Here is a 25,445-nt window from a genome sequence, read left to right as displayed (position 1 = left end):
CGGCCGGTCATATGCCGGGCAGCTCCGTCTCGGCTTTCGGTCCGTCCCCGTCCGCCCGGGCGTCCGGCGCGCCCGCGCGGGCGGCCAGGGCGAGGGCGCAGCAGCACAGCGCGCCGAGCGCGCCGGCGCCCGCCACGGCCGCGCGCACCCCCACCGCCTGGGCCGCCGCGCCGGCCAGCGCCATGCCCGCGCCCTGCACGGTCATCAGCCCGGCGCTCAGCACGGTCATGGCCCGCCCGCGCAGCTCCTCCGGCACCGCCCGCACGAACCACTGGTCCAGGCCCAGGGTGTAGGCGGAGCCGGCCCCGGAGACCAGCAGGAGCAGCAGGGACACGGCGAGACCGGGGTGCAGGGCGTAGCCGAGGTACGGCAGCGGGGACAGGCAGAGCAGGGGGAGTGCGAGGCGTTCGCGGGCCGCGGGCCGCAGCCGGGCGCCCGCGTACAGCTCCCCCGCCACCGTGCCGGCGGGCAGCGCGCACATGAGCAGGCCGAGCCCGGCGGGGCTGCTGCCGAGGGCGTCGGCGTACGGCGCGGCGAGCGCCTCGGGGACGACGGCGAAGGCCGACGGCAGCCAGAAGAGCAGGAGCAGCAGCCGGATGCGGGGGTGCGCGAACAGGGTGCGCAGTCCGGCCGGGGTGCCGGTGCGGGCGTGCGCCCGGGCGGGCCTGCGCCGGGTGCCGAGGCGGAGCAGGGCGGCCGAGGCGAGGAAGGTGCCGACGGTGACGAGCAGGGCGTGGCGGGGGGTGACGGCGGTGAGCAGCAGGCCGCCGAGGCCGTAGCCGGCGAGCAGGGCGCTCTGGGCGACGATCCGCAGCAGGGAGCGGCCGAGCACGAACAGGTCACCGTCGCCGAGGACGTCGGCGAGCGTGGCCATGCGGGTGCCGGCGAACACCGGGGAGACGACGGCGAGGCCGCAGCGCAGCGCGAGCAGGACGGCGATCCCCGTGCCGGGTGCCGCCATGGCGGCCACGCCGCCCGCGCAGAGGAGATCGCAGGTGACGAGCACCCGCCGGGCCGGGAAGCGGTCGGCGACCGGGGCGAGCAGGGTGCCGCCGAGGGCGTACGGCAGGAAGCCCAGGGCGAAGGTGAGCGCGCTCAGCAGGGGCGAGCCGGTGCGGTCGTAGACGAGGACGGAGAGGGCGACCTCGCTGATGACCACGCCGAATATGGACAGGACGTGCGCGGCGAAGACGGCCCGGAACTCGGGCACGGCGAAGACGCGGCCGTACCCGGCGGGGCGCGCCGGGGCCGCCTGGGGCGATGCGGACATGGGGGCAGCGTGCCGGGGCGCGGCGGCCCTGCCTAGAGTTTCGTCCCCGGCCGAATGTTCCGGCCCCGGGCGTTGTCCGTGAACCGGCGAGGAGGTGACCGTGCCCTCGCTCCTGCGCTTCCGCGAGGACGACTTCCTGCGCTGCCGGTTCGCGGTGTCCCCGCTGTGGGAGACGCAGGAGGCGGTGCGGACCCTGAAGCGCCCGGACCGGCACGGGTACCACGCGCCGTGGCTGCGGCGGATCCGCGCGGCGGCGGCCGGGCTGGACCTCGCCCCGCTGTGGCTGCTGATGCCGCGGTGGGGGCATTCGCCGGACTGGCTCGGTCCGCCGCCGCTCGGGCCGGGCACCACGTTCGAGGAGGAGATCGCGGCCGTACGGGCGTCCGACCCGGAGGCGGCCCGTGCGGACACCGCCCGCGCCCTGGCCTGCACCCCGGGGGCGCCGGAGTCGGCGCGCGGCCGGGCCTGGCTGGCGGATCCGGCGCGAATGGTGCGGGAACTGGCGGACGCCCTGGCGCAGGCATGGCGGGTGCTGGTCGAGCCGGACTGGCTCCGGCTGCGGGCCCTCCTGGAGGCGGACGTGGCGTTCCACTCCCGGCGGCTGGCCGAGGTGGGACTCGGCAGGCTGCTGCCGGAGCTGGACCCGCGGCTGTCCTGGAACGGCCGGACGCTGACGCTCGCGCAGCGCGGCCAGTACCGCCGCGACCTCGGCGGCCAGGGGCTGGTGCTGATGCCGAGCGTGTTCTCGTGGCCGGACGTGATCACCGGCTTCGAGGCGCCGTGGCAGCCCACGGTGGTCTACCCGGCCCGCGGCGTCGCCGGCCTGTGGACCGGGCCCGGCGCCCGGGTGCCGGGGGCGCTGGTACGGCTGCTGGGGCGCAACCGGGCGGCGGTGCTGGCCGCGCTCGACGATCCGGCGTCGACCTCCGCGCTGGCGCACCGGCTGGGGCTGGCCGCGTCGTCGGTGTCGGCCCACCTGGCGGTGCTGCGCGACGCGGGCCTGCTCACCTCACGGCGCTACGGCCACCAGGTGCTCTACGAACGCACCCCTCTGGGCGCAGCCCTGACCACCCAGCCCTGACCCCGACAGCCGACCACCGTCAACCCCCAGGGACGCGGGGAACCACGCGACCACCCCCACCTCACCCGCCCCCGCGCAACCACCACACCATCCATCCCGCCGGGCGCCCCCGCCCGACCACCGCGCGCCCCTCCAACACGACCGGACCAACCGCCCCAGCCACCCCAAGCCGCACCCGAAACCCCGACCACCCCACCCCACCCAAGGGGCGCGGGGAACCGCGCGACCAGCCCCACCCCACCCGCACCCGCGCAACCACCACACCACCCGCCCCCGCAGGCGCCCCGCCCCACCCTGGCGGCAGCCAAGCCGTTATCCCGTCCGCCGCCGCAACTGGTGCCGCACCGCCCGCTGGGCCACCGGCCCCAGGGACTCCACCGCGGCCACCAGCGCGCCGAGCTGCGCCAGGGCGTCCAGCGCGGCGTGCGCGCCCGCCTCGTCGGCCCCCTCGTACAGCTCGATGCCCACGAAGGACGCCGCGACCGCCCGCGCCAGCCCCGCCGGGTCGGTGAACTCGCCGAACGGCGTCGCCGCCAGCACCCGTCGCAGCACACCCTCGATCTCGGTGATCCACAGGTCGAGGCCGGCCGCCGCGGCCGGGCCCAGCGCCGCGTGCGTCGGCGCGCCGGCCAGGAGCTGGCCCAGCAGCGCCACGTGCCCGGCCGCGCGCTCGTGCTCGTGGATCTCGCGGCCTACCGTCAGGAGTTCGGACAGCGAGCCCACCTCGGCGAACCGATCCCGGTACCGCCTCACCGACTTCTCCGCCCCGTACCGGCACGCCGCGGCGAGCAGCTCGTCCATGGATCCGAAGTGGTAGAAGACCAGCGCCTGGTTGACACCGGCCGCCGCCGCCACCGTACGGGCCGAGGTCCTGGCGATCCCCTGCTCGGTGAGTGCCCGCAGCGCCCCCTCCAGGAGCTTGTGCTTGGTCTCCAGGGACTTGGCGGTCTCCGGGCTCACGCGCGCGCCTCCTCGCGCACCGGCCGCAGCCCCGGCCGCACCCCGCGGCGCCGGACCCCGGTGTACGACGCCGTGAAGGAGCCGTGGTAGCCGAAGAGGGGGCCGAAGTACCGGTTCACCACCCGCACCCGGATGCGGAAGCGGCCGGCCGCGTCGTCGTAGGACTCGCGCACCTCGGCGGTGGCGCCGATCAGCTCGGGCACGCGGACGTCCACCGGCCCCTCCCGGAACCGGTGCTCGCCGGAGCGGATGAGCAGGGAGCCGTCGGGCTCGGCCCGCAGGTGCAGCTCGCTGGCGAGGTGCTGGTGGGTGCCGAGGTAGTCGAGGATGCGGTCGCCCTTGGGGCTGAGCACCATCTGGGCGTCGAACCGGCGGGGGCGTCCGGGCAGGTCGAAGGTGCGCACGAAGCTCACCGTCTCACGGCCGTGGGTGTCCGTGTAGGGCACGTTCTCGATGACGAACGGGATGTCGCGGCCGGCCTCGGGGACCAGGATGTTGCGGGTGGCGCCGACGGCCAGGAACGGCTTCACGAAGGCGGGGCCGTGCCAGACGCGCTCCATCACGCCCCGGCCGGTGCACGCCTCGCCGCCGGCCAGGCCGACCGAGAAGCGGCGCTGGAGCTGGGGGTGCAGCCGGTCGAAGGCGGGGCCCAGCACGGTGCGGAACATCGAGGTCACGTCTGCTTCTCCAGGGTGTGCAGGAGCCGTGGGGCGCGGGTCCGGGCGGGCGGGGTGCGCAGGCAGCGTCGGGCGGCCGGGGTGCCCGGGAGCGGGCCCTTGAACAGGGCCAGGAAGACGCCGACGACCAGCAGCAGCGGGAACACGAAGGCGATGGCGTCCGCGAGGGGGCCGGCCGGGCCGGGGAGCGTCCCGTGGACGAGCCCGGCCAGGCAGAGGGCGAGGACGAGGGCCCGCGCCGCCAGCTCGGCCAGCCAGCGGTACAGGGCTTGCTCGGGGGTGATGCCCCGCTCCAGCCAGAGCCGCAGCCGGTCGAAGGACCAGGCCGTCGCCCAGCCCATGAGCGGACGGAACACCAGCCGGTCGACGAGCGCGCCGGGGGCACCCCAGCGGGGGCGGTAGTCGTAGCCGGTGAGGAAGCGGACGCCGTCGGCGACCGGGACGTAACGCCAGTAGCCGCTGCCCTCGGCCAGCGGGGAGAGGGGGTGCGGGCAGGCGAAGCGCAGGGCGGAGGTGCGGGTGCCGTCGGGGCGTTCCCTCTCCCCCGCCGAGATCCCGGTGCCCGCGACGGTGAGGAACGGCAGCACGCGGGTGGCGTACCGGAAGCGCTGCGGTTCGCCCTCCGCGCGCGGGAGGTAATGGATCTCGGAGAAGCGCAGGTCCCAGCGTTGGTGCCGGGCGGGGTCCTGGGTGCGGACCCACAGCTCGTCGAGGTCGGCGCGGATGTGTGCCTCTATGTAGAGACCCAATGTGTTCCCCCACGTCAGTAGCTTGCCGGAAGCTCACTGGAAGTGTTTGAGCGACCGCTCAAATCATCTGGCGCTGAAGGTACACCGATTTGAGCGGTCGCTCAATCACTGGGGACGGAGAAACCCCGGCCGTTACCGGCCGGGGTTCGCGCGCGATGTGGTGAGCCTCAGCCGGCGAGGTGCCGCTCGACCGTCTCCACCTTGGAGGTGAGCCCGTCGGTCACCCCGGGCCTGATGTCGGCCTTGAGGACGAGCGAGACGCGCGGGGCGCGCCCCTCGACCGCGGCGACGGCCCTGCGGACGACGTCCATGACCTCGCCCCACTCACCCTCGACCGAGGTGAACATGGCGTCGGTGCGGTGGGGCAGGCCCGACTCGCGGACCACGCGCACCGCGTCGGCGACGTACTCCCCCACGTCCTCGCCGACGCCGAGGGGCGTCACGGAGAAGGCGACGATCATGCGTTCACGACTCCTTCCTGGCGGGCGCGCGCGGCGATGAGCGCGTCCTCGGCCTCGCGGCGCAGCCGGCGCTCGGCGAAGAAGCCGCCGGTGGGCAGCACGGAGAGGACGAAGTACAGGGCCGCCGTGCCCAGCGGCCACTTGGCGCGGTTCCAGGCGTCGGCCCAGAAGACCACGTACAGCACGAACAGCACGCCGTGGACGGCGCCCATCACGGGGACCGCGTTGAAGTCCGAGGTCCGCTTGAGCACCGAGCAGAGGAGCAGGATCAGGAAGGACACGGCCTCCGGGGCCGAGACCAGTCGGAGACGGCGGAGGGCGGTGGCGGTCTTGATGTCCACGGTTCACCTTCGGTGGGAGTAATCGTTTGTGAACGCACGCACAAGCGTGGCTCCATTGTGGCAAACCGCGCCTCTGGGGGTCCGCTCAGGGTGGTTCTCCACCCGTGGGAGCTGTTCCGCGCACCGCCCGGCCGCTACTTTCGCAGCGTGGCGATGTTCCGACTCCAAGGGAGCAAGGTGCTCGCCGTCGACATGACCGGGGACGCCGTGAAGGCGAAGAACGGCTCGATGGTCGCGTACGACGGGCAGATGGCCTTCAAGAAACTGACCGGTGGCGGTGAGGGGCTGCGCGGGATGGTGACCCGGCGGCTCACCGGCGAGCAGATGACGGTGATGGAGGTGAAGGGGCGCGGGACCTGCTGGTTCGCGGACCGGGCGGCCGAGATCAACCTGGTCGGCCTCCAGGGGGACAAGCTCTACGTCGAGGCGGGGAACCTGCTGGCGACGGACGCGGGGCTGCGCACGGGCACGACGTTCACGGGGCTGCGCGGCGCCTCGCAGGGCAACGGCCTGTTCACGACGACCGTGGAGGGCTACGGCCAGGCCGCGATCCTCTCCGACGGTCCGGCGGTCGTCCTGCGGGTGACCCCGCAGTACCCGCTGACCGTCGACCCGGGTGCCTACGTCGCCCATCAGGGTGACGTCCGGCAGTCCCTCCAGTCCGGCGTGACGTTCCGCACGCTCCTCGGGGAGGGCGGCGGCGAGGCCTTCCAGATCCGCTTCGAGGGCGACGGGCTGGTGTACGTGCAGCCGAGCGAGCGCGACACGATCGCGGGGGACCTGTGAGATGACCTTCCGAGAGATCAACTCCAAGATGGTCGAGGCGACCGTGCTGCCGGGGCAGCGGCTGTTCAGCCAGCGCGGGGCGATGCTCGCCTACCGGGGGGAGGTGTCCTTCACGCCCAGCGTCCAGGGCGGCCAGGGCGGGCTGATGTCCATGATCGGCCGCCGGGTGGCCGGCGAGGCGACCCCGCTGATGACCGTGGAGGGCAGCGGCACGGTCTTCTTCGGGCACGGCGGCCACCACGTCCACGTGATCGGCCTCTCCGGCGACACCCTCTACGTCGAGGCCGACCGGCTCCTCGCCTTCGAGGGCACCCTGCGGCAGGGCACGATGTTCATGGGCTCGCAGGGCGGGGTCATGGGCCTGGTGCGGGGGCAGGTCACCGGGCAGGGGCTGTTCACCACCACCCTCCAGGGCAGCGGTGCGGTGGCCGTGATGGCGCACGGCGGCGTCTTCGAGATCCCGGTCAGCCCCCAGCGCCCGGTACACGTCGACCCCCAGGCCTACGTCGCCCACCACGGCGACCTGCGCAACAGGCTGTCCACCGCGCTCGGCTGGCGCGACATGGTGGGCCGCGGTTCCGGCGAGGCGTTCCAGCTCGAACTGAGCGGCAACGGCACGGTGTACGTACAGGCGTCGGAGGAGAAGCTGTGAGCACCTACGGAACTCCGGGCGCCGGGCCGGTCGTGCACGACCCGATGACGCTGCCCGCCGACGACAACGTGAACGCGTACACCTTCTGTGTCGAGCTCAAGAGCGGGCAGTGGTTCCTCCAGAAGGGGAAGATGATCGCCTACTACGGGACGATCGAGTTCAACGGCATCGGGCACGGCCGGCTCGACCGGCTCGTGCGCACCTCGTTCCATTCGCCACTGCACGCGAGCGACTGGGTCGTGGCGGAGGGCTCCGGCAAGATGCTGTTGGCCGACCGGGCCTTCGAGGTCAACTCCTTCGACCTGGACGACGGGAACCTGACCATTCGCGCGGGCAATCTGCTCGCTTTTCAGCCAAGTCTCTCGTTGAAGCAATCGATCGTGCCGGGTTTCCTGACCCTCATCGGAACCGGAAAGTTCGTGGCCGCATCCAACGGGCCGGTGGTGTTCATGGAGCCCCCGCTCCGGGTCGATCCGCAGGCGCTCGTGGGGTGGGCCGACTGCCCGTCCCCGTGCCACCACTACGACCACGGCTACCTGACGGGTGTGCTGGGCGGTCTACGTGCGATGACGGGCTTCGGCGGGGTCTCCGGCGAGGAGCACCAGTTCGAGTTCGCGGGCGCCGGGACGGTCCTGCTCCAGTCGACGGAGACGCTCATGGCCGAGGTGGCGACGGGCGCGGTCCCGGACGAACCGGGGGTGCCGGCCGGTGGCGGACCGGCACCGGGTGGGCACGGTCCGCAGTCGCCCGGCGCACCGCGCCTTCCCGGACAGCTCGGCGACCTCCAGCGTCGCTTCGGTCTGTGAGCGGTAGTCTGCGGAGTGTGACGTCGAACGGTGCGCACCGTCACATGGCCAGAAGTAGTTCGTCATTCAACTTCTTAGGTAGACTTCATTCATGGAGACCGAAACGGCCACGCGCTGGCTGACCGATGCGGAGCAGTGCGCCTGGCGCACCCACCTGGAGGTCAACAGGCTGTTGACGTACCAGCTCGAAAAGGACCTGCAGCCGTTCGGCCTGACGATGAACGACTACGAGATCCTGGTGAACCTGTCCGAGTCGGAGGACGTGCGGATGCGGATGAGCGACCTCGCCTCCGCCACCATGCAGTCCAAGAGCCGGCTCTCGCACCAGATCACGCGCATGGAGAACGCCGACCTGGTGCGCCGGGAGAACTGCGACACCGACCGGCGCGGGCTGTTCGCCGTCCTCACGGACCACGGCCTGGAGACCATGCGGAAGGTGGCGCCGCACCATGTGGCGTCGGTGCGGCGGCACTTCATCGACCTGCTGTCACCGGAGGCGCTGGCCGAGCTGGAGAAGGCGCTCAAGCCGATCGCCGGGCACCTCAGGGGGCAGCGGGGACGCCCCTGAGCCTTCGGGGAGGCCCGGGGCGGTGACACCCGGGTGACGCCGTCACCGGCTCAGGGCCTCCCGCGGGCTCGGCCGGCGGGGAGTGTCCCCGGCGCCCACCCGGGCCACGGCCGCGACGGCCGCGGCCGGCAGGACGGTCGCACCGGCCGCCAGGAAGCACAGCTCCAGGGGGAACCGGCCGATCAGCAGCCCTGTCACCAGGGCTCCCCCGGAACTTCCCGCGTTCACCGCCATGTTCACCCAGGCCCCGGCCTGCGTGCGGCCGTCCGCCGGGACCGACTCGTCGGCCAGGAGGTACGCCGTCGTCAGGGCCGGGGCGATGAACGCGCCCGCGAGCGCCATCGCCGCGGTGAACGCCCACACGCCGGGCGCCAGGCCCGCCGCCGCGACCACCAGCCCCATGGCCGCCGCGAACGCGCACAGCCGGGCGCGCGCCGGAGCCCGCCACGCCACCGCGCCGTTGACCAGACCGCCCACGGCGCTGCCGGCGGACAGCGCGCCCAGGATCCAGGGCACCAGCGCGGTGTCGTACGACCGCTCGGCGGCGAACGCCAGCGCCAGGAGGTCGACCCCGCTCAGGGCCAGCCCGACCCCCAGGGCCACCGCGACCGGGGCGAGCAGGCCGCGCAGCGGTCCGCGCCGGGCGCCGCCGGAGGCGGGACGCGGACCGGGCAGCGCCGGGGACGTGACGAAGACGCAGGTGCCGCCCACCACCAGCGCCGCGCTCAGCAGGACCGCGGCGGCCGGCGGGGCGAAGCCGATCAGCACGCCGACCAGCGCCGGACCGGAGACGTAGAGCAGTTCCTCGGCGACGCCGTCCAGGCTGTAGGCGCGCTGCAACAGGGCGCGGTCCGGAGCCAGTTCGGCCCACAGGGCGCGCATGGTCGGGCCGAGCGGGGGCGCGCAGGCCCCGGCGAGCGCGGCCGCCCCGGCGAGCGCCGCGGACGGCGCCCCGGGGCGCCAGGTGAGGGCGGCCAGGGCGCACAGCAGGACGCCGTACAGCACCGCCATGGGCAGCAGGGCCCGGCGCGGGCCGTGGCGGTCGATGAGCAGGGCCCGCAGCGGCATCAGGAAGACCGTCATGGCCCCGAACAGGGACAGGACGGCGCCGGAGACGGCGTACGAGCCGGTGGCCCGGGTGACGGACAGCAGGAGGGCCGGCGCCACCGTCCCGTAGGACAGCCGGGCCACGAGGGCGGCCGGGAAGGCGCGGCGGGCATGGGGCAGGCGAAGGACGGCGGCGTACGAAGGCCGCGAAGGGTGCGTGGACACGCGGACGTTCCTCTGTGGAAGGCGTGGAAGAGGGGACACCGAGGGCCGCGGTGGCCCGTCGACGGGCCCCGCGCACCGGGTGCGCTCTACGCCAGGGGGAGGAACATGCGGGTCAACCTAGCAGCGCCGGACGGGAGACGGCCGGGTTCAGCCCTGGGTGAGCTCCTCGACCAGCTCGTCCGCCGCGCGGTACGGGTCCAGTTCGCCGGCGACGATCCGCTCGGCGAGGGCGCCGAGGCGGCGGTCGCCGTGCAGGTCGCCGATGCGTTCGCGCAGCGTGGTGACGGCGATGGTCTCGACCTCGCGGGCCGCGCGGGCCCGGCGGCGCTCGGCGAGGACGCCCCGCTCCTCCATCCAGGCCCGGTGCTTCTCCAGGGCCTCCACGACCTCGTCGACGCCCTCCGCGCGGGCCGCGACCGTCCTGACGATGGGCGGCCGCCAGTCGCCGGGGCCGCGGGTCTCGCCGAGCCCCAGCATGTGGTTCAGCTCGCGGGCCGTGGCGTCGGCGCCGTCCCGGTCGGCCTTGTTGACCACGTAGACGTCGCCGATCTCCAGGATTCCGGCCTTCGCCGCCTGGATGCCGTCCCCCATGCCGGGGGCCAGCAGCACCACGCTCGTGTCCGCCTGGGAGGCGATCTCCACCTCCGACTGGCCGACGCCGACCGTCTCGACCAGGATCACGTCGCAGCCCGCCGCGTCCAGCACCCGGATGGCCTGCGGGGCCGCCCAGGCCAGCCCGCCGAGGTGGCCGCGGGTGGCCATCGAGCGGATGTAGACGCCGGGGTCGGAGGCGTGGTCCGACATCCGGACGCGGTCGCCGAGCAGGGCGCCGCCGGAGAACGGGGACGACGGGTCGACGGCGAGGACGCCGACCCGCCTGCCCTGCTTGCGGTACGCGGTGACGAGCGCGGAGGTGGAGGTCGACTTGCCGACCCCGGGCGAGCCGGTCAGGCCGACCACGTAGGCGTTGCCGGTCAGCGGGGCCAGCGCCGCCATGACCTCCCGGAGCTGCGGGGACGCCCCCTCCACGAGGGAGATCAGCCGGGCCACGGCCCGCGGCCGGCCTTCCCTGGCCTGGGCCACCAGAGAGGAGACGTCCTGCATCAAACTGCTCCGTTCGCTTCGCTACGAGGGTCGGTCCGGGTACGCGGGCTCAGGCCTTCGGCACCCGCAGGATCAGGGCGTCGCCCTGGCCGCCGCCGCCGCACAGGGCGGCCGCGCCGACGCCGCCGCCGCGCCGCTTGAGTTCGAGCGCCAAGTGGAGCACGAGACGGGCGCCGGACATGCCGATCGGGTGACCGAGGGCGATCGCACCACCGTTCACGTTCACCTTTTCGGTGGACACGCCGAGATCCTTCATGGACTGCACGGCGACCGCGGCGAAGGCCTCGTTGATCTCGATGAGGTCGAGGTCGGACACCTCCAGGCCGTCCTTCCCCAGGGCGTGCAGGATGGCGTTGGACGGCTGGGACTGGAGGCTGGTGTCCGGACCGGCCACGTTGCCGTGCGCGCCGATCTCGGCGAGCCAGGTCAGGCCCAGTTCCTCGGCCTTGGCCCGGCTCATCACGACCACGGCCGCCGCGCCGTCCGAGATCTGCGAGGAGGTGCCGGCGGTGATCGTGCCGTCCTTGGTGAAGGCCGGACGCAGCCTGGCCAGGGACTCGGCGGTGGTGTCGCCGCGGATGCCCTCGTCCTTGCTGAACAGCACCGGGTCGCCCTTGCGCTGCGGGATCTCCACGGGGGTGATCTCGGCCTCGAACAGGCCGTTCTTCTGCGCGGCGGCGGCCCGCTGGTGGGACAGGGCGGCGATCTCGTCCTGCTCGGGACGGCCGATGCCGAGGCGGGTGTTGTGCTGCTCGGTGGACTCGCCCATCGGGATGTTCGCCCACGGGTCGGTCAGGCCGTCGTAGGCCATCGCGTCGAGCATCTGGACCGCGCCGTACTTGAAGCCGTCGCGGGACTTGGGGAGCAGATGCGGGGCGTTGGTCATCGACTCCTGGCCGCCCGCCACGACGATGTCGAACTCGCCGGCCCGGATGAGCTGGTCCGCGAGGGCGATGGCGTCGAGGCCGGAGAGGCAGACCTTGTTGACGGTGAGCGCCGGGACGCTCATCGGGATGCCGGCCTTGACCGCGGCCTGGCGGGCCGGGATCTGGCCCGCGCCGGCCTGCAGCACCTGGCCCATGATCACGTACTGCACCTGGTCGCCGCCGATCCCCGCACGGTCGAGGGCGGCCTTGATCGCGAAGCCGCCGAGGTCGGCTCCGGAGAAGGACTTCAGCGAGCCCAGCAGCCGCCCCATGGGCGTCCGTGCGCCCGCGACGATCACCGAGCTGGTCGTTCCAGAAGACATGAGGTGCGATCCCCTTCCAGCTGCGCAGAGCCGAGGAGTGAACGAGGGTTTACTTCGAATGTACTGATCGGTCGAGCGCGGCGTCACCGGCCCGTCGGTGTGATCGCGCGCACGTTGCGTAACCACCGCGGGAGCGCTGCACTGAGACCATGCTGACGCGAATCGACCACATCGGGATCGCCTGCCACGACCTCGACGCGACCGTCGAGTTCTACCGGTCCACGTACGGCTTCGAGGTGTTCCACACCGAGGTCAACGAGGAACAGGGCGTGCGCGAGGCCATGATCAGGATCAACGGCACGTCGGACGGCGGCGCCTCCTACCTCCAGCTCCTCGAACCGGTCCGCGAGGACTCCGCCGTCGCCAAGTGGCTCGCCAAGAACGGCGAGGGAGTCCACCACATCGCCTTCGGCACGGCGGACGTGGACGCCGACTCCGAGGAGATCCGGGGCAAGGGCCTGCGCGTGCTCTACGACGAGCCGCGACGCGGCTCCATGGACTCGCGGATCACCTTCCTGCACCCCAAGGATTGCCACGGCGTCCTGACAGAACTGGTCACTTCGGCCCCTGTTGAGTCGCCCGAGCACTGACCCCCGTACATATGGGCCGGTAGGGTTGGGGGCGGTCGTCCCTCGAAGCGGGGCGACCGCATGCCGGGGTCCGGGTTTCGGGGGACGAGCGTCGGGGCAGCAGCCCGTGCTATGCCGTTGATCTGACACCATTCCCCGGGGGCCCCGTCCGGCGGATGGACGGGGCTCGTTGGAGAAGCTGACCAGGGGACGGATGGGACCGCGCAGTGCGGGGCTACGAGAGCCAGGAGCGAGAGCCGGCGGCTGACGTCGACCACCTCTCTCGGTTCGAGGCCGAGATGAAGCGGCTGAGGACCGAGCGGGAGAAGGCGATCCAGCACGCCGAGGACCTCGGCTACCAGGTCGAGGTGCTGCGCGCCAAGCTGCACGAGGCGCGGCGCACCCTCATGACCCGGCCCGCCTACGACGGCGGTGACATCGGCTACCAGGCCGAGCAGTTGCTCCGCAACGCCCAGATGCAGGCCGAGCAGCTGCGCCAGGACGCCGAGCGGGAGCTGAGCCAGGCCCGGGCGCAGACCCAGCGCATCCTCCAGGAGCACGCCGAGCAGGCCGCCCGGCTCCAGGCCGAGCTGCACCAGGAGGCGGTGACCCGGCGCCAGCAGCTCGACCAGGAGCTGGCCGAGCGCAGGGCCACCGTCGAGTCGCACGTCAACGAGAACGTGGCGTGGGCCGAGCAGTTGCGCGCCCGTACCGAGCAGCAGGCCCGCCGACTGCTGGACGAGTCCCGCGCGGAGGCCGACCAGGCGATGGCCGCCGCCCGCGCGGAGGCCGAGCGGCTGACCCGGGAGGCCCGGGAGCGGCTGCGCGGCGACGCCGAGGCCGCCCGCGCGGAGGCCGAGCAGCTCCTGCGCCGGGCCCGCGCGGACGCCGAGCGGCTGCTGAACGCGGCGTCGGCGCAGGCCCAGGAGGCCACCGAGCACGCCGAGCAGGTGCGCAGCGAGGCGGTCGGCGAGTCGGACGCCGCGCGGCGGCAGGCCGCCGAGCTGAGCCGGGCCGCCGAGGAGCGGATGACGGCGGCCGAGGAGGCGCTGCGCAAGGCGCAGGCCGAGGCCGAGAAGGTGCAGACGGAGGCGAAGGAGACCGCCGCCAAGGCCCTCGCGAGCGCCGAGGCGGCGAACGAGACGCGCACCCGCACCGCCAAGGAGCAGGTCGCCCGGCTGGTCGGGGAGGCCACCAAGGAGGCCGAGCAGGCCCGGTCCGAGGCCGAGCAGCTCGTCACCGACGCCCGCGCCGAGGCCGACAAGATCGTCGCCGGGGCCGCCGAGAAGGCCCGCTCGATCACCGCCGAGGAGACGGCCACCCAGCTCTCCAAAGCGGCCAAGACCGCCGAGGACGTGCTCAACAAGGCGTCGGAGGACGCCCGGAAGACCACCCGGGCCGCCGCCGAGGAGGCCGAGCGGATCCGCACGGAGGCCGAGGCCGAGGCGGACCGGCTGCGCGCCGAGGCGCACGACATCGCCGAGCAGCTCAAGGGCGCGGCCAAGGACGACACCAAGGAGTACCGTGCCAAGACGGTCGAGCTGCAGGAGGAGGCCCGCCGGCTGCGCGGCGAGGCCGAGCAGCTGCGCGCCGACGCGGTCGCCGAGGGCGAGTCCCTCCGCGCCGAGGCCCGCCGCGAGGCCGTCGCGCAGATCGAGGAGGCCGCGAAGTCGGCCGAGGGGCTGCTGGCCAAGGCCAAGGCGGACGCCGACGAGCTGCGCACGAGCGCGGCCGCGGACAGCGACCGGGTCCGCACCGAGGCCGCCGAGCGGGCCACCGGACTGCGCCGGCAGGCCGAGGAGACCCTGGAGAGCGCCCGCGCGGAGGCCGCGCGGCTGCGCGCCGAGGCCGAGGAGCAGGCCGAAACGGCCAGGTCGGACGCCGAGCGGGCGGCCCGGGAGCTGCGCGAGGAGACCGAGCGGTCCGTCGAGGCCCGCCGCGGTGAGGTCGCCGAGGAGCTGACCCGCCTCCAGGGGGAGGCGCAGGAGCGGCTCGCCTCGGCCGAGCAGGCGCTGTCCGACGCCCGCGAGGAGGCCGCCCGGATCCGGCGGGAGACCGCCGAGGAGTCCGACCGGCTGCGCGCGGAGTCCGCCGAGCGGATCCGTGCGCTCCGGCAGCAGGCCGAGACCGAGGCCGAGCGACTGCGGGACGAGGCCGCGGCCGACGCGTCCGCCTCCCGCGCCGAGGGCGAGACCGTCGCCGTACGGTTGCGGTCCGAGGCCGCCGCCGAGGCCGAGCGGCTGAAGGCGGAGGCCCAGGACACCGCCGACCGGGTGCGCGCGGAGGCGCAGGCCGCCGCCGAGCGGCTGGGCGCCGAGGCGTCGGAGACGCTGGCCGCGGCGCAGGAGGAGGCCGCCCGGCGCCGCCGCGAGGCCGAGGAACTCCTCGGCGCCGCCCGCGAGGAGGCCGGCCAGGAGCGGCAGCGGGCCCGCGAGCAGAGCGAGGAGCTGCTGGCCTCCGCCCGCAAGCGGGTCGAGGACGCCCAGGCCGAGGCGACCCGGCTGGTGGAGGAGGCCGACCGGCGCGCCACCGAGATGGTCGCGGCCGCCGAACTCCACGCCCAGCAGGTCCGGGACTCCGTCGCGGGGCTGCACGAGCAGGCGCAGGAGGAGATCGCCGGGCTGCGGTCGGCCGCCGAGCACGCGGCGGACCGTACGAAGCGGGAGGCCGAGGAGGAGGCGGACCGGGTCCGCGCCGACGCCTACGCCGAGCGGGAGCGGGCGAGCGAGGACGCCTCCCGGGTCCGCGGCCAGGCGAACGAGGAGTCGGAGGCCGCCAAGGCGCTGGCCGAGCGGACGGTCGCGGAGGCGGTGGCGGAGGCCGGGCGGCTGCGCTCGGACGCGGGTGAGTACGCCCAGCGGGTGCGCACCGAGGCGTCGGACGCGCTCGCCGAGGCCGACCAGGCGGCCGCCCGCACCCGGGCGGACGCCCGCGAGGACGCCAACCGCATCCGGTCCGACGCGGCGACCCAGGCGGACACCCTCATCACCGAGGCGCGCAACGAGGCCGAGCGGCTCCAGACGGAGACGATCGCGGAGGCCGAGCGGCTCCGGACCGAGACCGCCGCCGAGGCCGACCGGGTGCGCACCGAGGCGCTGGCCGAGGCGGACCGGGTCCGCGCGGAGGCGGTGGCGAGCGCCGAGCAGCTCGTCGGGGACGCCACCGGCGAGGCCGAACGGCTGCGCGCGGAGGCCGCCGAGACCGTGGGCTCCGCCCAGCGGCACGCGGAGCGGGTGCGGTCGGAGGCCGAGCGGCTCAAGGCGGACGCGGAGGCCGAGGGCGAGCGGCTGCTCAACGCCGCCCGCGGCGAGGCCGAGCGGACCCTGGACGAGGCCCGCAAGGAGGCCAACAAGCGGCGCTCGGAGGCGGCCGAGCAGGTCGACACGCTCATCACGGAGACCACGGCCGAGGTCGACAAGCTGCTCGGCGAGGCGCAGGAGCAGGCGCTGAAGACCACGGCGGACGCCGAGTCGCAGGCCGACACGATGGTCGGCGCGGCCCGCAGCGAGGCCGGGCGGATCGTCTCCGAGGCGACCATCGAGGGCAATTCGCTGGTGGAGAAGGCGCGGACGGACGCGGACGAGCTGCTGGTCGGCGCGCGCCGGGACGCCACCGCCATAAGGGAGCGCGCGGAGGAGCTGCGCGAGCGCATCACCACCGAGATCGAGGAGCTGCACGAGCGGGCCCGCCGCGAGGCCGCCGAGACCATGAAGTCCACCGGCGACCGCTGCGACGCGCTCATCAAGGCCGCCGAGGAGCAGTTGGAGAAGGCCAGGGCGAAGGCCGAGCAGCTCACCTCGGACGCGGACTCCGAGGCGGGCAAGGTGCGCATCGCCGCGGTCAAGAAGGCGGAGGGCCTGCTCAAGGAGGCCGAGCTGAAGAAGGCCAGGCTGATCAAGGAGGCCGAGGAGCTGAAGGCGGAGGCGATCCGCGAGGCCCGCCGCACGGTCGAGGAGGGCAAGCGGGAGCTGGAGGTCCTGATGCGCCGGCGCGAGGACATCAACGCCGAGATCTCCCGGGTCCAGGACGTGCTGGAGGCGCTGGAGTCGTTCGAGGCCCCGGCGTCCGGCAAGGACGGCGGGGTCAAGGCGAGCGCCTCGGTGGGCGCCCCCCGGTCGGGTGGCAAGTCGTCAGAAGGCTAGCGTCCGGGGTACGTTGGGGTGTGTTCTGGGGGCTTTGCCCGACTCCCCGGCGAGCCGTCGGACGGTCGGCCACCCGAAAGGGGTGGCATTCTCCAGATCAAAACCGTATCCGCTCGATGACACACCGCTTCGGCCCCTAGGATTCCCCTTATCACCTCACCGGTCTCATTCGACAGGAACCCCATGAGCGACACTTCCCCCTACGGCTTCGAGCTTGTGCGGCGTGGGTACGACCGCGCTCAGGTGGACGAACGAATCTCCAAGCTCGTCTCCGACCGTGACAGCGCTCTCGCCCGCATCACCGCCCTGGAGAAGCGCATCGAGGAGCTGCACCTCGAAACGCAGAACGCCCAGGCTCAGGTCAGCGACGCCGAGCCGTCGTACGCGGGTCTCGGCGCGCGGGTCGAGAAGATCCTGCGCCTGGCCGAGGAAGAGGCCAAGGAGCTGCGTGAGGAGGCCCGGCGAGCGGCCGAGCAGCACCGCGACCTCGCGGAGTCGGCGGCCCAGCAGGTCCGCAACGACGCCGAGTCCTACGCCGCCGAGCGCAAGGCCAAGGCCGAGGACGAGGGCGTCCGGATCGTCGAGAAGGCCCAGTCCGAGGCGACCCAGCTCCGGGCCGAGGCGCAGAAGGACGCGCAGTCCAAGCGCGAGGAGGCGGACGCCCTCTTCGAGGAGACCCGGGCGAAGGCCGCGCAGGCCGCCGCCGACTTCGAGACCAACCTGGCCAAGCGCCGCGAGCAGTCCGAGCGCGACCTGGCCTCGCGTCAGCAGAAGGCGGAGAAGCGCCTCGCCGAGATCGAGCACCGGGCCGAGCAGCTCCGCCTGGAGGCGGAGAAGCTGCGCACGGACGCCGAGCGCCGGGCCCGCCAGACGGTGGAGACCGCGCAGCGCCAGGCCGAGGACATCGTGGCCGACGCCAACGCCAAGGCGGACCGGATCCGTTCGGAATCCGAGCGGGAGCTGGCGGCGCTCACCAACCGCCGCGACAGCATCAACGCCCAGCTCACGAACGTCCGCGAGATGCTCGCCACGCTGACCGGCGCCGCGGTGGCCGCGGCCGGCACGTCGACGGACGACGAGCCGATCTCCCGGGGCGTTCCGGCGCAGCAGACCCGGTAGGTTCCGTCCCGGCCGGACCGGGCGGAGGTACGACACCGTGAGGGGCGGTGGGATCCGGTCCCACCGCCCCTTTCGTGTGCGTGCGGGCCGGTGGCGCGTAGCGTGGGGGGAGTACGCCGTCCACCGGGAAGGGGGCCCGCGTGTCCGTGACCGACCGGTCCCTGGAGGAGGCGGTCCTGGCGCTGCTCGACCGGCGGGCGCCGGGGGCGTCGGTGTGTCCCTCGGAGGTGGCCCGGGCGGTGCACGGGTCCGGCGGCGAGGGGTGGCGCGAGCTGATGGAGCCCGTCCGCCGGGCGGCGGCCCGGCTCGCCGCCGAGGGCCGGGTGGAGATCACCCAACGGGGTGTCCCGGTGGACCCCGGCCACGTCCGCGGTCCCGTCCGGATCCGCCGCCGCGGCTGACCGCGGCCCGGGGTGCGCCGGCGGTGTCGGTGCCGGTGCCGCCTGCCGGCGGGGCCCCCTGAGGGCCGGTGCCCGCGGTCCCTTCGAGTGGCAGGGCCCCGGACCGCGGCCTAGCGTGGCCGCATGATCGAGCTGGAGGGGCTGACCAAGCGGTACGGCGAGAAGGTGGCGGTCGACGACCTCACCTTCTCGGTCGGGCCGGGCATCGTGACGGGGTTCCTCGGGCCCAACGGCGCCGGGAAGTCGACGACCATGCGGATGATCCTCGGGCTCGACCACCCCACCGCGGGCGACGTCCGGATCGACGGCCGGCACTACGACCGGCTCAAGGACCCGTTGACGTACATCGGCGCCCTGCTGGACGCCAAGGCGGTGCACGGCGGCCGGAGCGCCTACCACCACCTGCTGTGCCTCGCGCAGAGCAACGGCATCCCGGAGCGCCGGGTGGCCGAGGTGCTGGAGACCGTCGGGCTGAGCGCCGTGGCCCGGAAGAAGGCGAAGGGGTTCTCGCTCGGCATGGGGCAGCGGCTCGGCATCGCCGGGGCGCTGCTCGGGGACCCGCGGATCCTGATGTTCGACGAGCCGGTGAACGGTCTGGACCCGGAGGGCATCCACTGGATCCGGACACTGATGAAGTCGCTGGCCGCGGAGGGCCGGACGGTGTTCGTGTCGAGCCATCTGATGAGCGAGATGGCGCTGACCGCGGAGCACCTGGTGGTCATCGGGCAGGGACGGCTGCTCGCGGACACCTCCATGGCCGACTTCATCCGCGCCAACTCGCGCTCCTGCGTCCGGATCCGCTGTCCGCAGCGCGAGCGGCTGCTCGACGTGCTGCACCAGGCCGGGATCACGGTCGTGGAGGCGGCCGGCGGGGCGCTGGAGGTGGCGGGCGGCAAGGCCGAGCAGATCGGTGAGCTGGCCGCGCGGTACGGGCTCGTGCTGCACGAGCTGAGCCCGCAGCAGGCCTCGCTGGAGGAGGCGTTCATGCGGCTGACGGCGGAAGCGGTGGAGTACCACTCGCGGACCGCTCCTCATCCCGCCCCGCAGGACTGGCGCGCCGGCTGGAAAGGGGCCTGAGCCATGGCGGCCGTCCAGGTCATCCGCTCCGAGTGGACCAAGATCCGGTCGGTGGCGTCCACCGTGTGGACGCTGTCGCTGGCCCTGGTGGTGACCGTCGCCCTCGGGATGCTGATCTCCGCACTGTCGAACAGCCAGTACGAGAACATGCCCGTGCGCGAGCGGCTCTCCTTCGACCCCACGGTGATCAGCTTCGCCGGCATGACCCTCGGCCAGCTCGCGATGATCGTGTTCGGTGTGCTGGTCGTCGCGAACGAGTACAGCACCGGCATGATCCGGGTGTCGCTGGCCGCGGTGCCGCGGCGCGGGGCCTTCCTGTCCGGCAAGGTCGTGGTGGCCGCCGCGCTGGCGCTGGCCGTCGGCATGGTCACCAGCTTCGCCGCGTTCTTCCTCGGCCAGGCGATGCTCGGCCCGCACCGGGCCGCCATCGGCGACCCCGGAGTGCTGCGCGCGGTGTTCGGCGGCGGGCTGTACATGATGCTGATCGCGATGTTCTCGATGGGCGTCGCCGCGATGCTGCGCTCGCCGATGCTCTCCCTCGGCATCCTGATGCCGTTCTTCTTCCTGATCTCCAACATCCTCGGCAACGTGCCGGCGACGAAGCGGGTCGGCCGGTTCCTGCCGGACCAGGCGGGCAGCCGGATCATGCAGGTGGTGCCGCGCGTCGGGGACGACACCCCCTACGGGCCCTGGTCCGGGCTCGGCATCATGGTGCTGTGGGTGATCGCCGCGCTGGCGGGCGGCTACGTCCTCCTCAGGCGCCGGGACGCCCAGTAGGACCGCGGTCACCGAGGGTCGCGCCCCGGCTTTACCCTCTCTTGGGCGGAACCGTCAGCACCTCGATATCCTCCTAACCCTTACGGGGGCGTGTGCCCCGCTGTCCTGAACCTTTCGATGGGTGCGGAGCATGATCGAGGCTGTCGGCCTGACCAAGCACTACGGCGGCAAGACCGCCGTGTACAACCTTTCCTTCCAGGTGCGGCCGGGGGCCGTCACCGGCTTCCTCGGCCCGAACGGCTCGGGCAAGTCCACGACGATGCGGATGATCCTCGGGCTGGACAACCCCTCGTCCGGGTCGGTGACCATCGGCGGCCACCCGTACCGCAGGCTGCCCAACGCCCCCCGGCACGTCGGCGCGCTGCTCGACGCCAAGGCCGTGCACGGCGGCCGGACCGCCCGCAACCACCTGCTGAGCCTCGCCCAGCTCTCGGGCATCCCGGCCCGGCGCGTGGACGAGGTGCTCGGCGTCGTCGGCCTCCAGGAGGTGGCCCGCAAGCGCTCCAAGGGCTTCTCGCTCGGCATGGGCCAGCGCCTCGGCATCGCCGCCGCGCTGCTCGGCGACCCGCAGGTGCTGCTCTTCGACGAGCCGGTCAACGGCCTCGACCCCGAGGGCATCCTCTGGGTCCGCAACCTGATGAGAGCCCTCGCGGCCGAGGGCCGTACGGTCTTCGTCTCCTCCCACCTGATGAGCGAGATGGCGCTCACCGCCGACCACCTGATCGTCATCGGCCGCGGGCAGCTGCTGGCCGACATGAGCGTCAAGGACTTCATCTCGGCGAACTCGGCGGACTTCGCGCGCGTGCGCACGCCGGACACCGAGCCGCAGCTCCGCGAGAAGCTGTCCTCCGCGCTCGCCGAGGCCGGCGGCCACGTCATGCCGGAGCAGGACGGCGCGCTGCGGGTGACCGGGCTGCCGCTCCCCCGGATCAGCGACCTCGCGCACGACGCGGGCGTCCGGCTCTGGGAGCTGTCGCCGCACCAGGCGTCGCTGGAGGAGGCGTACATGCGGATGACGCAGGGCGCCGTGGACTACCGCTCGACCATCGACCAGAAGGCGGGCCTCCAGCAGCCGCTACCGCCCGGCGCCCAGCCGCCCGCGCCGGTGCCCGGCCAGGGCCAGCCCGGCTGGTACGCCCCGCCGCCGCCCCGGCAGAGCGGGCAGCCCTTCACCATGCCGGCCGCGCCCGCGGGGCCGTACGGCGCTCCGGGGGCGGCCCCGCAGCCCGACAACCCGTACGCCCGGCCGGGCGCCCCGGCCCAGCCGGCCGCGCCGCAGCAGCCCGCCCAGCCGCCGGCCCTGACCAAGGAGAGCCCGGCCACGCCGGCCCCGGCCGCCGCCCCGCAGGCTCCCGCCGCGGCTCCCCCGGCCCCCGCCGCCGGTACCGCCGCTCCCGCCCCCGCCGACCCGACCCAGCCCGAGGACGCCCGATGAGCACCCACCAGCCCCCGATGCCGCAGGCCCCGGCAGTCGCGCCCGGTGGGCCGTACCCCGGCTACACCTCCCCCATCCCGGTCGTGCGCACCCACCTCGGGCACGCGCTGGCCTCCGAGTGGACGAAGATCAAGTCGGTGCGCTCCACGATGTGGACGCTCGGCGTGTTCGCGGTGCTCGTCCTCGGCATCGGCCTGCTGGCCGGCGCGATGATCGACGCCCACTCCGACCCGGAGAGCCTGTCCGGCGAGAACCCGCTGTCGTTCGGCTTCTTCGGCCTGCTCCTCGGCAGCATCTGCATCATCACGCTCGGCGTGCTGACCACGGCCTCCGAGTACGGCACGGGCATGATCCGCACGACGATGACCGCGTGCCCCAGCCGGTCCCGGGTGCTCGCCGCGAAGTCGATCGTGTTCTTCCTCGTCGCCTTCGTCGCGACGCTGGTCACGTCCGGCTTCGTGGCCCTGGTCCAGGTGTCCATGCTGGAGAGCTCCGGCGCCCGCACCCCGTCCGGCTCGGACTGGTTCAAGGCCACCGTCGGCATCAGCCTCTACATGGCGCTGCTCGGACTGCTCTCGCTGCTCATCGGCTCGGTCATCCGGCACTCCGCGGGCGCCATCACCATCATGATCGGCGTACTGCTCGCCCCGCTGGTGCTCGCGCTGTTCATGGCGACGGACTCGCTCAGCAAGCTGCGCGACTGGCTCTTCGAGTACTCGATCCCGAGCCAGCTCAGCGTCTTCTACTCGACCTCCCCGGGCCAGTCCGGCCCGACCGGCTGGGACCCGCTGTGGATCATGCTCGGCCTGTCGGCGGCCGTGTACGCGGGCGCGTACGCGCTGCTGCGGGCCCGGGACGTGTGACGCCCGCCCCCTACGGAACGCCCTAGAACCTGGGCGCGTTACGGGACCGCTGCACCCGCGTGGTGCGGCGGTCCTTCGCGTTCCAGCACGCCTTGTGCCAGTGCCGGCGGTCGTCGACGCCCGCGTGCTCCGGCCAGGCCACCACGTGCGGAACGCCGGAGAGGATCAGCTGGTCGCAGCCCGGGCAGCGGTAGGTCTTGCCCTGCGCGCCGGCCCCGGCGACATGCCGTACGCTCCAGTCCTCGCCCTGCCAGCTCTCCGTGGACTGCCAGCCGCCGTACCGGCCGGCGTGGTCGTCCTCGGCGCTCCGGCCCGACGATCCGGCTGCCTTCGGTCGGTTGTGACGCGGTGACACGGGACACCTCTCGGGGCTGTACGGGGACGGGGGCCACGTCCCAGCCTACGCGCCGCCGGCCGGGGTACGCGTACGGAACCAACCCGTGCAAGTCCCCCTCAGCAGCGACTCATTCTGCAGACAATCGGCAAATCCCTCCGCCGCACCGTGTCCTGGGCACGTGTCAGACGGTTATGCCGGGCGGGGGAGCTCCGGGTCGGAGCCAAGGAAGCAGGAAGACGATGCGCGTAGGAAGTTTTGTGCTGGCCGCCCAGTTCCCGGGCCAGGGTCCGGGTGAGGCGCTGCACCGGGCGGTCCGCTCGGCCGAGGTCGCCGAGGAGGCCGGTCTCGACGCGGTGTGGCTGGCCGAGCACCACTTCGTGCCCTACGGCACGTGCCCGTCCGCGATCACCCTGGCCGCGCTGCTGCTCGGCCGCACCCGCCGCATCCGGGTCGGCACGGCGGTGAGCGTCCTGCCCACCGCCCACCCGGTCGCCCTCGGCGAGCAGGCCGCGCTGCTGCACCTGACCAGCGGCGGGCGGTTCACGCTGGGCGTCGGGCGCGGCGGCCCCTGGGTGGACCTGGAGGTGTTCGGAATGGGCCTGGAGGCGTACGAACACGGGTTCCCGGAGTCCCTCGATCTGCTGCTGCGCTGGCTGGGCGAGCCCGCCGTGGCCGCCTCCGGCGAGCGGTTCTCCTTCCGCGAGGTGCCGGTGGTGCCCCGCCCGTCGGAGGCCCTGACGGAGGCCCCCGGCCCGGAGGTCGTGGTCGCCTGCACCTCGCCGTCGAGCGTCCGGCTGGCCGCCGAACGCGGACTGCCGATGCTGCTCGGCATGCACGTCGGGGACGAGGAGAAGGCCGAGATGATCGCGCTGTGGCGGCGCTGCGCCTCCTCGGCGGGCCGGCCCGGCGAGGAGATCGAGGGCGCCGCCCACGTCTCCGCCGGGGTCTGCCAGCTCGCCGACCGCCGCACGGACGCGACGGAGGCGCTGCTGAAGGCCATGCCGGGCTGGCTGCGGCAGGGGCTCGACGCCCATGTGACGGTGGACGGACGGGCGCGCGCGATGCGCGACCCGTACGCCTACACCGAACTCCTCTGCGGCCTGCACCCCGTGGGCCCGCCGCGGCTCGCCGCCGACCGGCTCGCCGCCACCTCGGAGCGCACCGGCATCACCCGCTTCGCCCTCCTGGTGGAGGGCTCGGGCGACCTCGCGGCCACCGAGGAGAACCTGCGGCGCCTCGGCACCGAGGTACTGCCCCGGCTGCGCTGAACGGCCCCGAGGCGCGGGCCGTCCGCGAGCCTGCCGCCCCGGTGACGCGTGCACCTCCCACCGGGGAGCGGCAAGCCGACCGCTCTCCGTCCCGCGCCCCGGGCCGCACCGCGGCCGGGCGTCAGCAGTCCCGGAACTCCGGCGACTGGTTCAGCAGTTGGCTGCGCACCGACGTGAAGCGGGCCAGCGTCTCGTCCACCGAGGCGTCCGGCGGGAAGACCGCCACGCGGTGGCAGTTCTGGAAGGCGAGCCGCACGCCGAAGTGCCGCTGGAGCGCGCCGCGGATGGCGTCACTCGCGAGCGCACGCAGCAGCTGGCCCCGGGCCTGCTCGTCCGGCGGGGGCGTCTGGTTGTCGGCGAAGGGTCCGCCGTCCACCTTCAGCTGGGCCACCAGGGAGCTGATCATCTCCCATGCGTAGGGCAGGGAGGTCCGGACGCAGTCGACGAATTCTGCTTCGTCGACCTCGCCTCGCTCGGCCTGTTCGAGTAGGGCCGGTGAGACGTCGAGCGACATGGGTTCTCCTCTCGCACCCCCGAGGCGCAGGGGTTGCCGGACAGATAAGGGAGTTCGCGATGTCGATCACGCTCGGTACCGGGTCCGCAACCTCCCGTTCCCTACGGTAGGCAACCGTCGGTGACCACACCAGCAGAATGCGTATATGGAACGATCCCGTTGCGCCCACAATCGGCCAGGGATGAACAAGAGTTTCCAGGGACAAATGGGGCGATGCGTCGGCAGCGGGACGGGCGGATCGCGAGCACCCGCGGCCGTCGAGTAGCGTTGCCGACCATGCGTCTCGTCATTGCCCGATGCTCGGTCGACTACGCCGGCCGGCTCACCGCCCACCTGCCCTCGGCGCCCCGACTGATCCTGGTCAAGGCGGACGGCAGCGTCTCCATCCACGCCGACGACCGGGCCTACAAGCCGCTCAACTGGATGTCGCCGCCCTGCACCCTGAAGGAGGGCTCGGGCGAGGACGAAGGCGTGTGGACCGTCGTCAACAAGGCGGGCGAGAAACTGATCATCACGATGGAGGAGATCCTCCACGACTCCTCGCACGAACTCGGTGTGGATCCCGGCCTGATCAAGGACGGCGTGGAAGCGCACCTCCAGGAACTGCTCGCCGACCGCATCGAGACGCTGGGCGAGGGCTACACCCTCATCCGCCGCGAGTACATGACCGCGATCGGCCCGGTGGACATCCTGTGCCGGGACGCGGACGGCGGGACCGTCGCGGTGGAGATCAAGCGCCGGGGCGAGATCGACGGTGTGGAGCAGCTCACGCGCTACCTGGAGCTGCTGAACCGCGATCCGCACCTGGCCCCGGTCCGCGGCGTATTCGCCGCGCAGGAGATCAAGCCGCAGGCCCGCGTCCTCGCCACCGACCGCGGCATCAACTGCCAGATCCTGGACTACAACGCCCTGCGCGGCATCGAGGACGACAAACTGCGCCTGTTCTAGCCCGCGGCGCGACTCCCCG

General features: G+C 73.5%; 26 protein-coding genes. 15 read left to right on the top strand and 11 right to left on the bottom strand.

The window, feature by feature from the left end; translation table 11 throughout:
• Window positions 1-7: 7 nt before the first annotated feature.
• On the bottom strand, window positions 8-1,270 hold the full coding sequence (locus ACZ4K2_RS05415) for an MFS transporter (protein WP_467479506.1): 1,263 nt from the start codon (window positions 1,268-1,270) through the stop codon (window positions 8-10).
• 100 nt (window positions 1,271-1,370) lie between these two features.
• Here ACZ4K2_RS05415 and ACZ4K2_RS05410 point away from each other — a divergent pair, with 100 nt between their 5' ends.
• Complete coding sequence (locus ACZ4K2_RS05410) at window positions 1,371-2,351, top strand: ArsR/SmtB family transcription factor (RefSeq protein ID WP_467479504.1); 981 nt, start codon at window positions 1,371-1,373, stop codon at window positions 2,349-2,351.
• A 312-nt stretch (window positions 2,352-2,663) separates the two neighbouring features.
• On the opposite strand, the gene ACZ4K2_RS05405 is transcribed toward ACZ4K2_RS05410, so the two are convergent.
• The 5 genes from ACZ4K2_RS05405 to ACZ4K2_RS05385 all read right to left on the bottom strand — a co-directional run bounded on the left by ACZ4K2_RS05405 (window position 2,664) and on the right by ACZ4K2_RS05385 (window position 5,539).
• Window positions 2,664-3,311, bottom strand: a complete 648-nt coding sequence (locus ACZ4K2_RS05405; protein WP_467479502.1) for a TetR/AcrR family transcriptional regulator — start codon at window positions 3,309-3,311, stop codon at window positions 2,664-2,666.
• Window positions 3,308-3,988 carry a DUF4166 domain-containing protein gene (locus ACZ4K2_RS05400; RefSeq protein ID WP_467479500.1) on the bottom strand — a complete coding sequence of 227 codons (681 nt, stop codon included), beginning with the start codon at window positions 3,986-3,988 and terminating at the stop codon, window positions 3,308-3,310. Before ACZ4K2_RS05400 ends, ACZ4K2_RS05405 begins: the two co-directional genes overlap by 4 nt.
• Complete coding sequence (locus tag ACZ4K2_RS05395; protein ID WP_467479498.1) at window positions 3,985-4,737, bottom strand: hypothetical protein; 753 nt, start codon at window positions 4,735-4,737, stop codon at window positions 3,985-3,987. The genes ACZ4K2_RS05400 and ACZ4K2_RS05395 overlap by 4 nt, the downstream gene beginning before the upstream one ends.
• A 167-nt stretch (window positions 4,738-4,904) precedes the next feature.
• Complete coding sequence (locus tag ACZ4K2_RS05390; RefSeq protein WP_467479496.1) at window positions 4,905-5,198, bottom strand: MTH1187 family thiamine-binding protein; 294 nt, start codon at window positions 5,196-5,198, stop codon at window positions 4,905-4,907.
• On the bottom strand, window positions 5,195-5,539 hold the full coding sequence (locus tag ACZ4K2_RS05385) for a DUF3817 domain-containing protein (RefSeq protein ID WP_467479495.1): 345 nt from the start codon (window positions 5,537-5,539) through the stop codon (window positions 5,195-5,197). The genes ACZ4K2_RS05390 and ACZ4K2_RS05385 overlap by 4 nt, the downstream gene beginning before the upstream one ends.
• Window positions 5,540-5,692: 153 nt before the next feature.
• Here ACZ4K2_RS05385 and ACZ4K2_RS05380 point away from each other — a divergent pair, with 153 nt between their 5' ends.
• From ACZ4K2_RS05380 to ACZ4K2_RS05365, 4 genes are all read left to right on the top strand, one after another.
• Window positions 5,693-6,325: an AIM24 family protein gene (locus ACZ4K2_RS05380; protein WP_467479561.1), complete on the top strand. Its 633-nt coding sequence runs from the start codon at window positions 5,693-5,695 to the stop codon at window positions 6,323-6,325.
• A 1-nt stretch (window position 6,326) separates the two neighbouring features.
• The gene (locus ACZ4K2_RS05375) at window positions 6,327-6,977 is read left to right on the top strand and encodes an AIM24 family protein (protein ID WP_467479494.1); all 651 of its coding nucleotides are present in this window, start codon (window positions 6,327-6,329) and stop codon (window positions 6,975-6,977) included.
• On the top strand, window positions 6,974-7,783 hold the full coding sequence (locus ACZ4K2_RS05370) for an AIM24 family protein (protein ID WP_467479492.1): 810 nt from the start codon (window positions 6,974-6,976) through the stop codon (window positions 7,781-7,783). Before ACZ4K2_RS05375 ends, ACZ4K2_RS05370 begins: the two co-directional genes overlap by 4 nt.
• 91 nt (window positions 7,784-7,874) lie before the next feature.
• The gene (locus tag ACZ4K2_RS05365; RefSeq protein ID WP_467479490.1) at window positions 7,875-8,351 is read left to right on the top strand and encodes a MarR family winged helix-turn-helix transcriptional regulator; all 477 of its coding nucleotides are present in this window, start codon (window positions 7,875-7,877) and stop codon (window positions 8,349-8,351) included.
• 42 nt (window positions 8,352-8,393) lie between these two features.
• Here ACZ4K2_RS05365 and ACZ4K2_RS05360 read toward each other — a convergent pair whose 3' ends face one another.
• The 3 genes from ACZ4K2_RS05360 to ACZ4K2_RS05350 all read right to left on the bottom strand — a co-directional run bounded on the left by ACZ4K2_RS05360 (window position 8,394) and on the right by ACZ4K2_RS05350 (window position 11,976).
• Entirely contained in the window at window positions 8,394-9,623 is a 1,230-nt protein-coding gene (locus tag ACZ4K2_RS05360) for an MFS transporter (protein ID WP_467479488.1), read from the bottom strand.
• A gap of 147 nt (window positions 9,624-9,770) precedes the next feature.
• Complete coding sequence (gene meaB, locus ACZ4K2_RS05355) at window positions 9,771-10,727, bottom strand: methylmalonyl Co-A mutase-associated GTPase MeaB (RefSeq protein ID WP_467479486.1); 957 nt, start codon at window positions 10,725-10,727, stop codon at window positions 9,771-9,773.
• 49 nt (window positions 10,728-10,776) lie between these two features.
• Window positions 10,777-11,976 carry an acetyl-CoA C-acetyltransferase gene (locus ACZ4K2_RS05350; RefSeq protein ID WP_467479484.1) on the bottom strand — a complete coding sequence of 400 codons (1,200 nt, stop codon included), beginning with the start codon at window positions 11,974-11,976 and terminating at the stop codon, window positions 10,777-10,779.
• 149 nt (window positions 11,977-12,125) lie between these two features.
• Here ACZ4K2_RS05350 and mce point away from each other — a divergent pair, with 149 nt between their 5' ends.
• The 8 genes from mce to ACZ4K2_RS05310 all read left to right on the top strand — a co-directional run bounded on the left by mce (window position 12,126) and on the right by ACZ4K2_RS05310 (window position 22,359).
• Window positions 12,126-12,566, top strand: coding sequence for a methylmalonyl-CoA epimerase (mce, locus tag ACZ4K2_RS05345; protein WP_467479483.1), 441 nt, complete (start codon window positions 12,126-12,128; stop codon window positions 12,564-12,566).
• 206 nt (window positions 12,567-12,772) lie between these two features.
• Window positions 12,773-16,687 (top strand): polarized growth protein Scy, encoded by a 3,915-nt coding sequence (gene scy / locus ACZ4K2_RS05340; protein WP_467479481.1) that lies wholly within the window; start codon window positions 12,773-12,775, stop codon window positions 16,685-16,687.
• Window positions 16,688-16,870: 183 nt separating this feature from the next.
• Window positions 16,871-17,806 carry a cellulose-binding protein gene (locus tag ACZ4K2_RS05335; RefSeq protein WP_467479479.1) on the top strand — a complete coding sequence of 312 codons (936 nt, stop codon included), beginning with the start codon at window positions 16,871-16,873 and terminating at the stop codon, window positions 17,804-17,806.
• Between the two features lie 140 nt (window positions 17,807-17,946).
• Window positions 17,947-18,207, top strand: coding sequence for a DUF3253 domain-containing protein (locus tag ACZ4K2_RS05330; protein WP_467479477.1), 261 nt, complete (start codon window positions 17,947-17,949; stop codon window positions 18,205-18,207).
• A 123-nt stretch (window positions 18,208-18,330) separates the two neighbouring features.
• A complete protein-coding gene (locus ACZ4K2_RS05325) occupies window positions 18,331-19,284 on the top strand; it encodes an ATP-binding cassette domain-containing protein (protein ID WP_467479475.1) in 954 nt (317 codons plus the stop codon).
• 3 nt (window positions 19,285-19,287) lie between these two features.
• Complete coding sequence (locus tag ACZ4K2_RS05320; RefSeq protein WP_467479473.1) at window positions 19,288-20,061, top strand: ABC transporter permease; 774 nt, start codon at window positions 19,288-19,290, stop codon at window positions 20,059-20,061.
• A gap of 130 nt (window positions 20,062-20,191) precedes the next feature.
• Entirely contained in the window at window positions 20,192-21,496 is a 1,305-nt protein-coding gene (locus ACZ4K2_RS05315) for an ABC transporter ATP-binding protein (protein WP_467479472.1), read from the top strand.
• Window positions 21,493-22,359, top strand: coding sequence for an ABC transporter permease (locus ACZ4K2_RS05310; RefSeq protein ID WP_467479470.1), 867 nt, complete (start codon window positions 21,493-21,495; stop codon window positions 22,357-22,359). The genes ACZ4K2_RS05315 and ACZ4K2_RS05310 overlap by 4 nt, the downstream gene beginning before the upstream one ends.
• Window positions 22,360-22,381: 22 nt before the next feature.
• Here the strand turns inward: ACZ4K2_RS05310 and ACZ4K2_RS05305 are convergent, their stop codons facing one another.
• Window positions 22,382-22,714, bottom strand: a complete 333-nt coding sequence (locus ACZ4K2_RS05305; RefSeq protein WP_467479468.1) for an ATP/GTP-binding protein — start codon at window positions 22,712-22,714, stop codon at window positions 22,382-22,384.
• A 221-nt stretch (window positions 22,715-22,935) separates the two neighbouring features.
• On the opposite strand from ACZ4K2_RS05305, the gene ACZ4K2_RS05300 reads away from it, so the two are divergent.
• Window positions 22,936-23,964, top strand: coding sequence for an LLM class flavin-dependent oxidoreductase (locus ACZ4K2_RS05300; RefSeq protein WP_467479466.1), 1,029 nt, complete (start codon window positions 22,936-22,938; stop codon window positions 23,962-23,964).
• Between the two features lie 121 nt (window positions 23,965-24,085).
• Here the strand turns inward: ACZ4K2_RS05300 and ACZ4K2_RS05295 are convergent, their stop codons facing one another.
• Window positions 24,086-24,478 carry an SCO5389 family protein gene (locus ACZ4K2_RS05295; RefSeq protein ID WP_467479465.1) on the bottom strand — a complete coding sequence of 131 codons (393 nt, stop codon included), beginning with the start codon at window positions 24,476-24,478 and terminating at the stop codon, window positions 24,086-24,088.
• Window positions 24,479-24,754: 276 nt separating this feature from the next.
• Here ACZ4K2_RS05295 and nucS point away from each other — a divergent pair, with 276 nt between their 5' ends.
• Window positions 24,755-25,426: an endonuclease NucS gene (gene nucS, locus ACZ4K2_RS05290; protein WP_467479463.1), complete on the top strand. Its 672-nt coding sequence runs from the start codon at window positions 24,755-24,757 to the stop codon at window positions 25,424-25,426.
• The last annotated feature ends 19 nt before the right edge of the window (window positions 25,427-25,445 follow it).

Source organism: Streptomyces sp. NPDC025833 (genome assembly GCF_055558055.1).
This window is presented reverse-complemented; position numbering and strand designations above follow the sequence as displayed.

Coding starts and splice junctions, on each gene's coding strand:
- nucS (WP_467479463.1), top strand. CDS start 24,755: ATGCGTCTCGTCATTGCCCGATGCTCGGTCGACTACGCCGGCCGGCTC.
- mce (WP_467479483.1), top strand. CDS start 12,126: ATGCTGACGCGAATCGACCACATCGGGATCGCCTGCCACGACCTCGAC.
- ACZ4K2_RS05380 (WP_467479561.1), top strand. CDS start 5,693: ATGTTCCGACTCCAAGGGAGCAAGGTGCTCGCCGTCGACATGACCGGG.
- ACZ4K2_RS05375 (WP_467479494.1), top strand. CDS start 6,327: ATGACCTTCCGAGAGATCAACTCCAAGATGGTCGAGGCGACCGTGCTG.
- ACZ4K2_RS05390 (WP_467479496.1), bottom strand. CDS start 5,198: ATGATCGTCGCCTTCTCCGTGACGCCCCTCGGCGTCGGCGAGGACGTG.
- meaB (WP_467479486.1), bottom strand. CDS start 10,727: ATGCAGGACGTCTCCTCTCTGGTGGCCCAGGCCAGGGAAGGCCGGCCG.
- ACZ4K2_RS05310 (WP_467479470.1), top strand. CDS start 21,493: ATGAGCACCCACCAGCCCCCGATGCCGCAGGCCCCGGCAGTCGCGCCC.
- ACZ4K2_RS05320 (WP_467479473.1), top strand. CDS start 19,288: ATGGCGGCCGTCCAGGTCATCCGCTCCGAGTGGACCAAGATCCGGTCG.
- ACZ4K2_RS05325 (WP_467479475.1), top strand. CDS start 18,331: ATGATCGAGCTGGAGGGGCTGACCAAGCGGTACGGCGAGAAGGTGGCG.
- ACZ4K2_RS05315 (WP_467479472.1), top strand. CDS start 20,192: ATGATCGAGGCTGTCGGCCTGACCAAGCACTACGGCGGCAAGACCGCC.
- ACZ4K2_RS05335 (WP_467479479.1), top strand. CDS start 16,871: ATGAGCGACACTTCCCCCTACGGCTTCGAGCTTGTGCGGCGTGGGTAC.
- ACZ4K2_RS05300 (WP_467479466.1), top strand. CDS start 22,936: ATGCGCGTAGGAAGTTTTGTGCTGGCCGCCCAGTTCCCGGGCCAGGGT.
- ACZ4K2_RS05295 (WP_467479465.1), bottom strand. CDS start 24,478: ATGTCGCTCGACGTCTCACCGGCCCTACTCGAACAGGCCGAGCGAGGC.
- ACZ4K2_RS05415 (WP_467479506.1), bottom strand. CDS start 1,270: ATGTCCGCATCGCCCCAGGCGGCCCCGGCGCGCCCCGCCGGGTACGGC.
- ACZ4K2_RS05350 (WP_467479484.1), bottom strand. CDS start 11,976: ATGTCTTCTGGAACGACCAGCTCGGTGATCGTCGCGGGCGCACGGACG.
- ACZ4K2_RS05365 (WP_467479490.1), top strand. CDS start 7,875: ATGGAGACCGAAACGGCCACGCGCTGGCTGACCGATGCGGAGCAGTGC.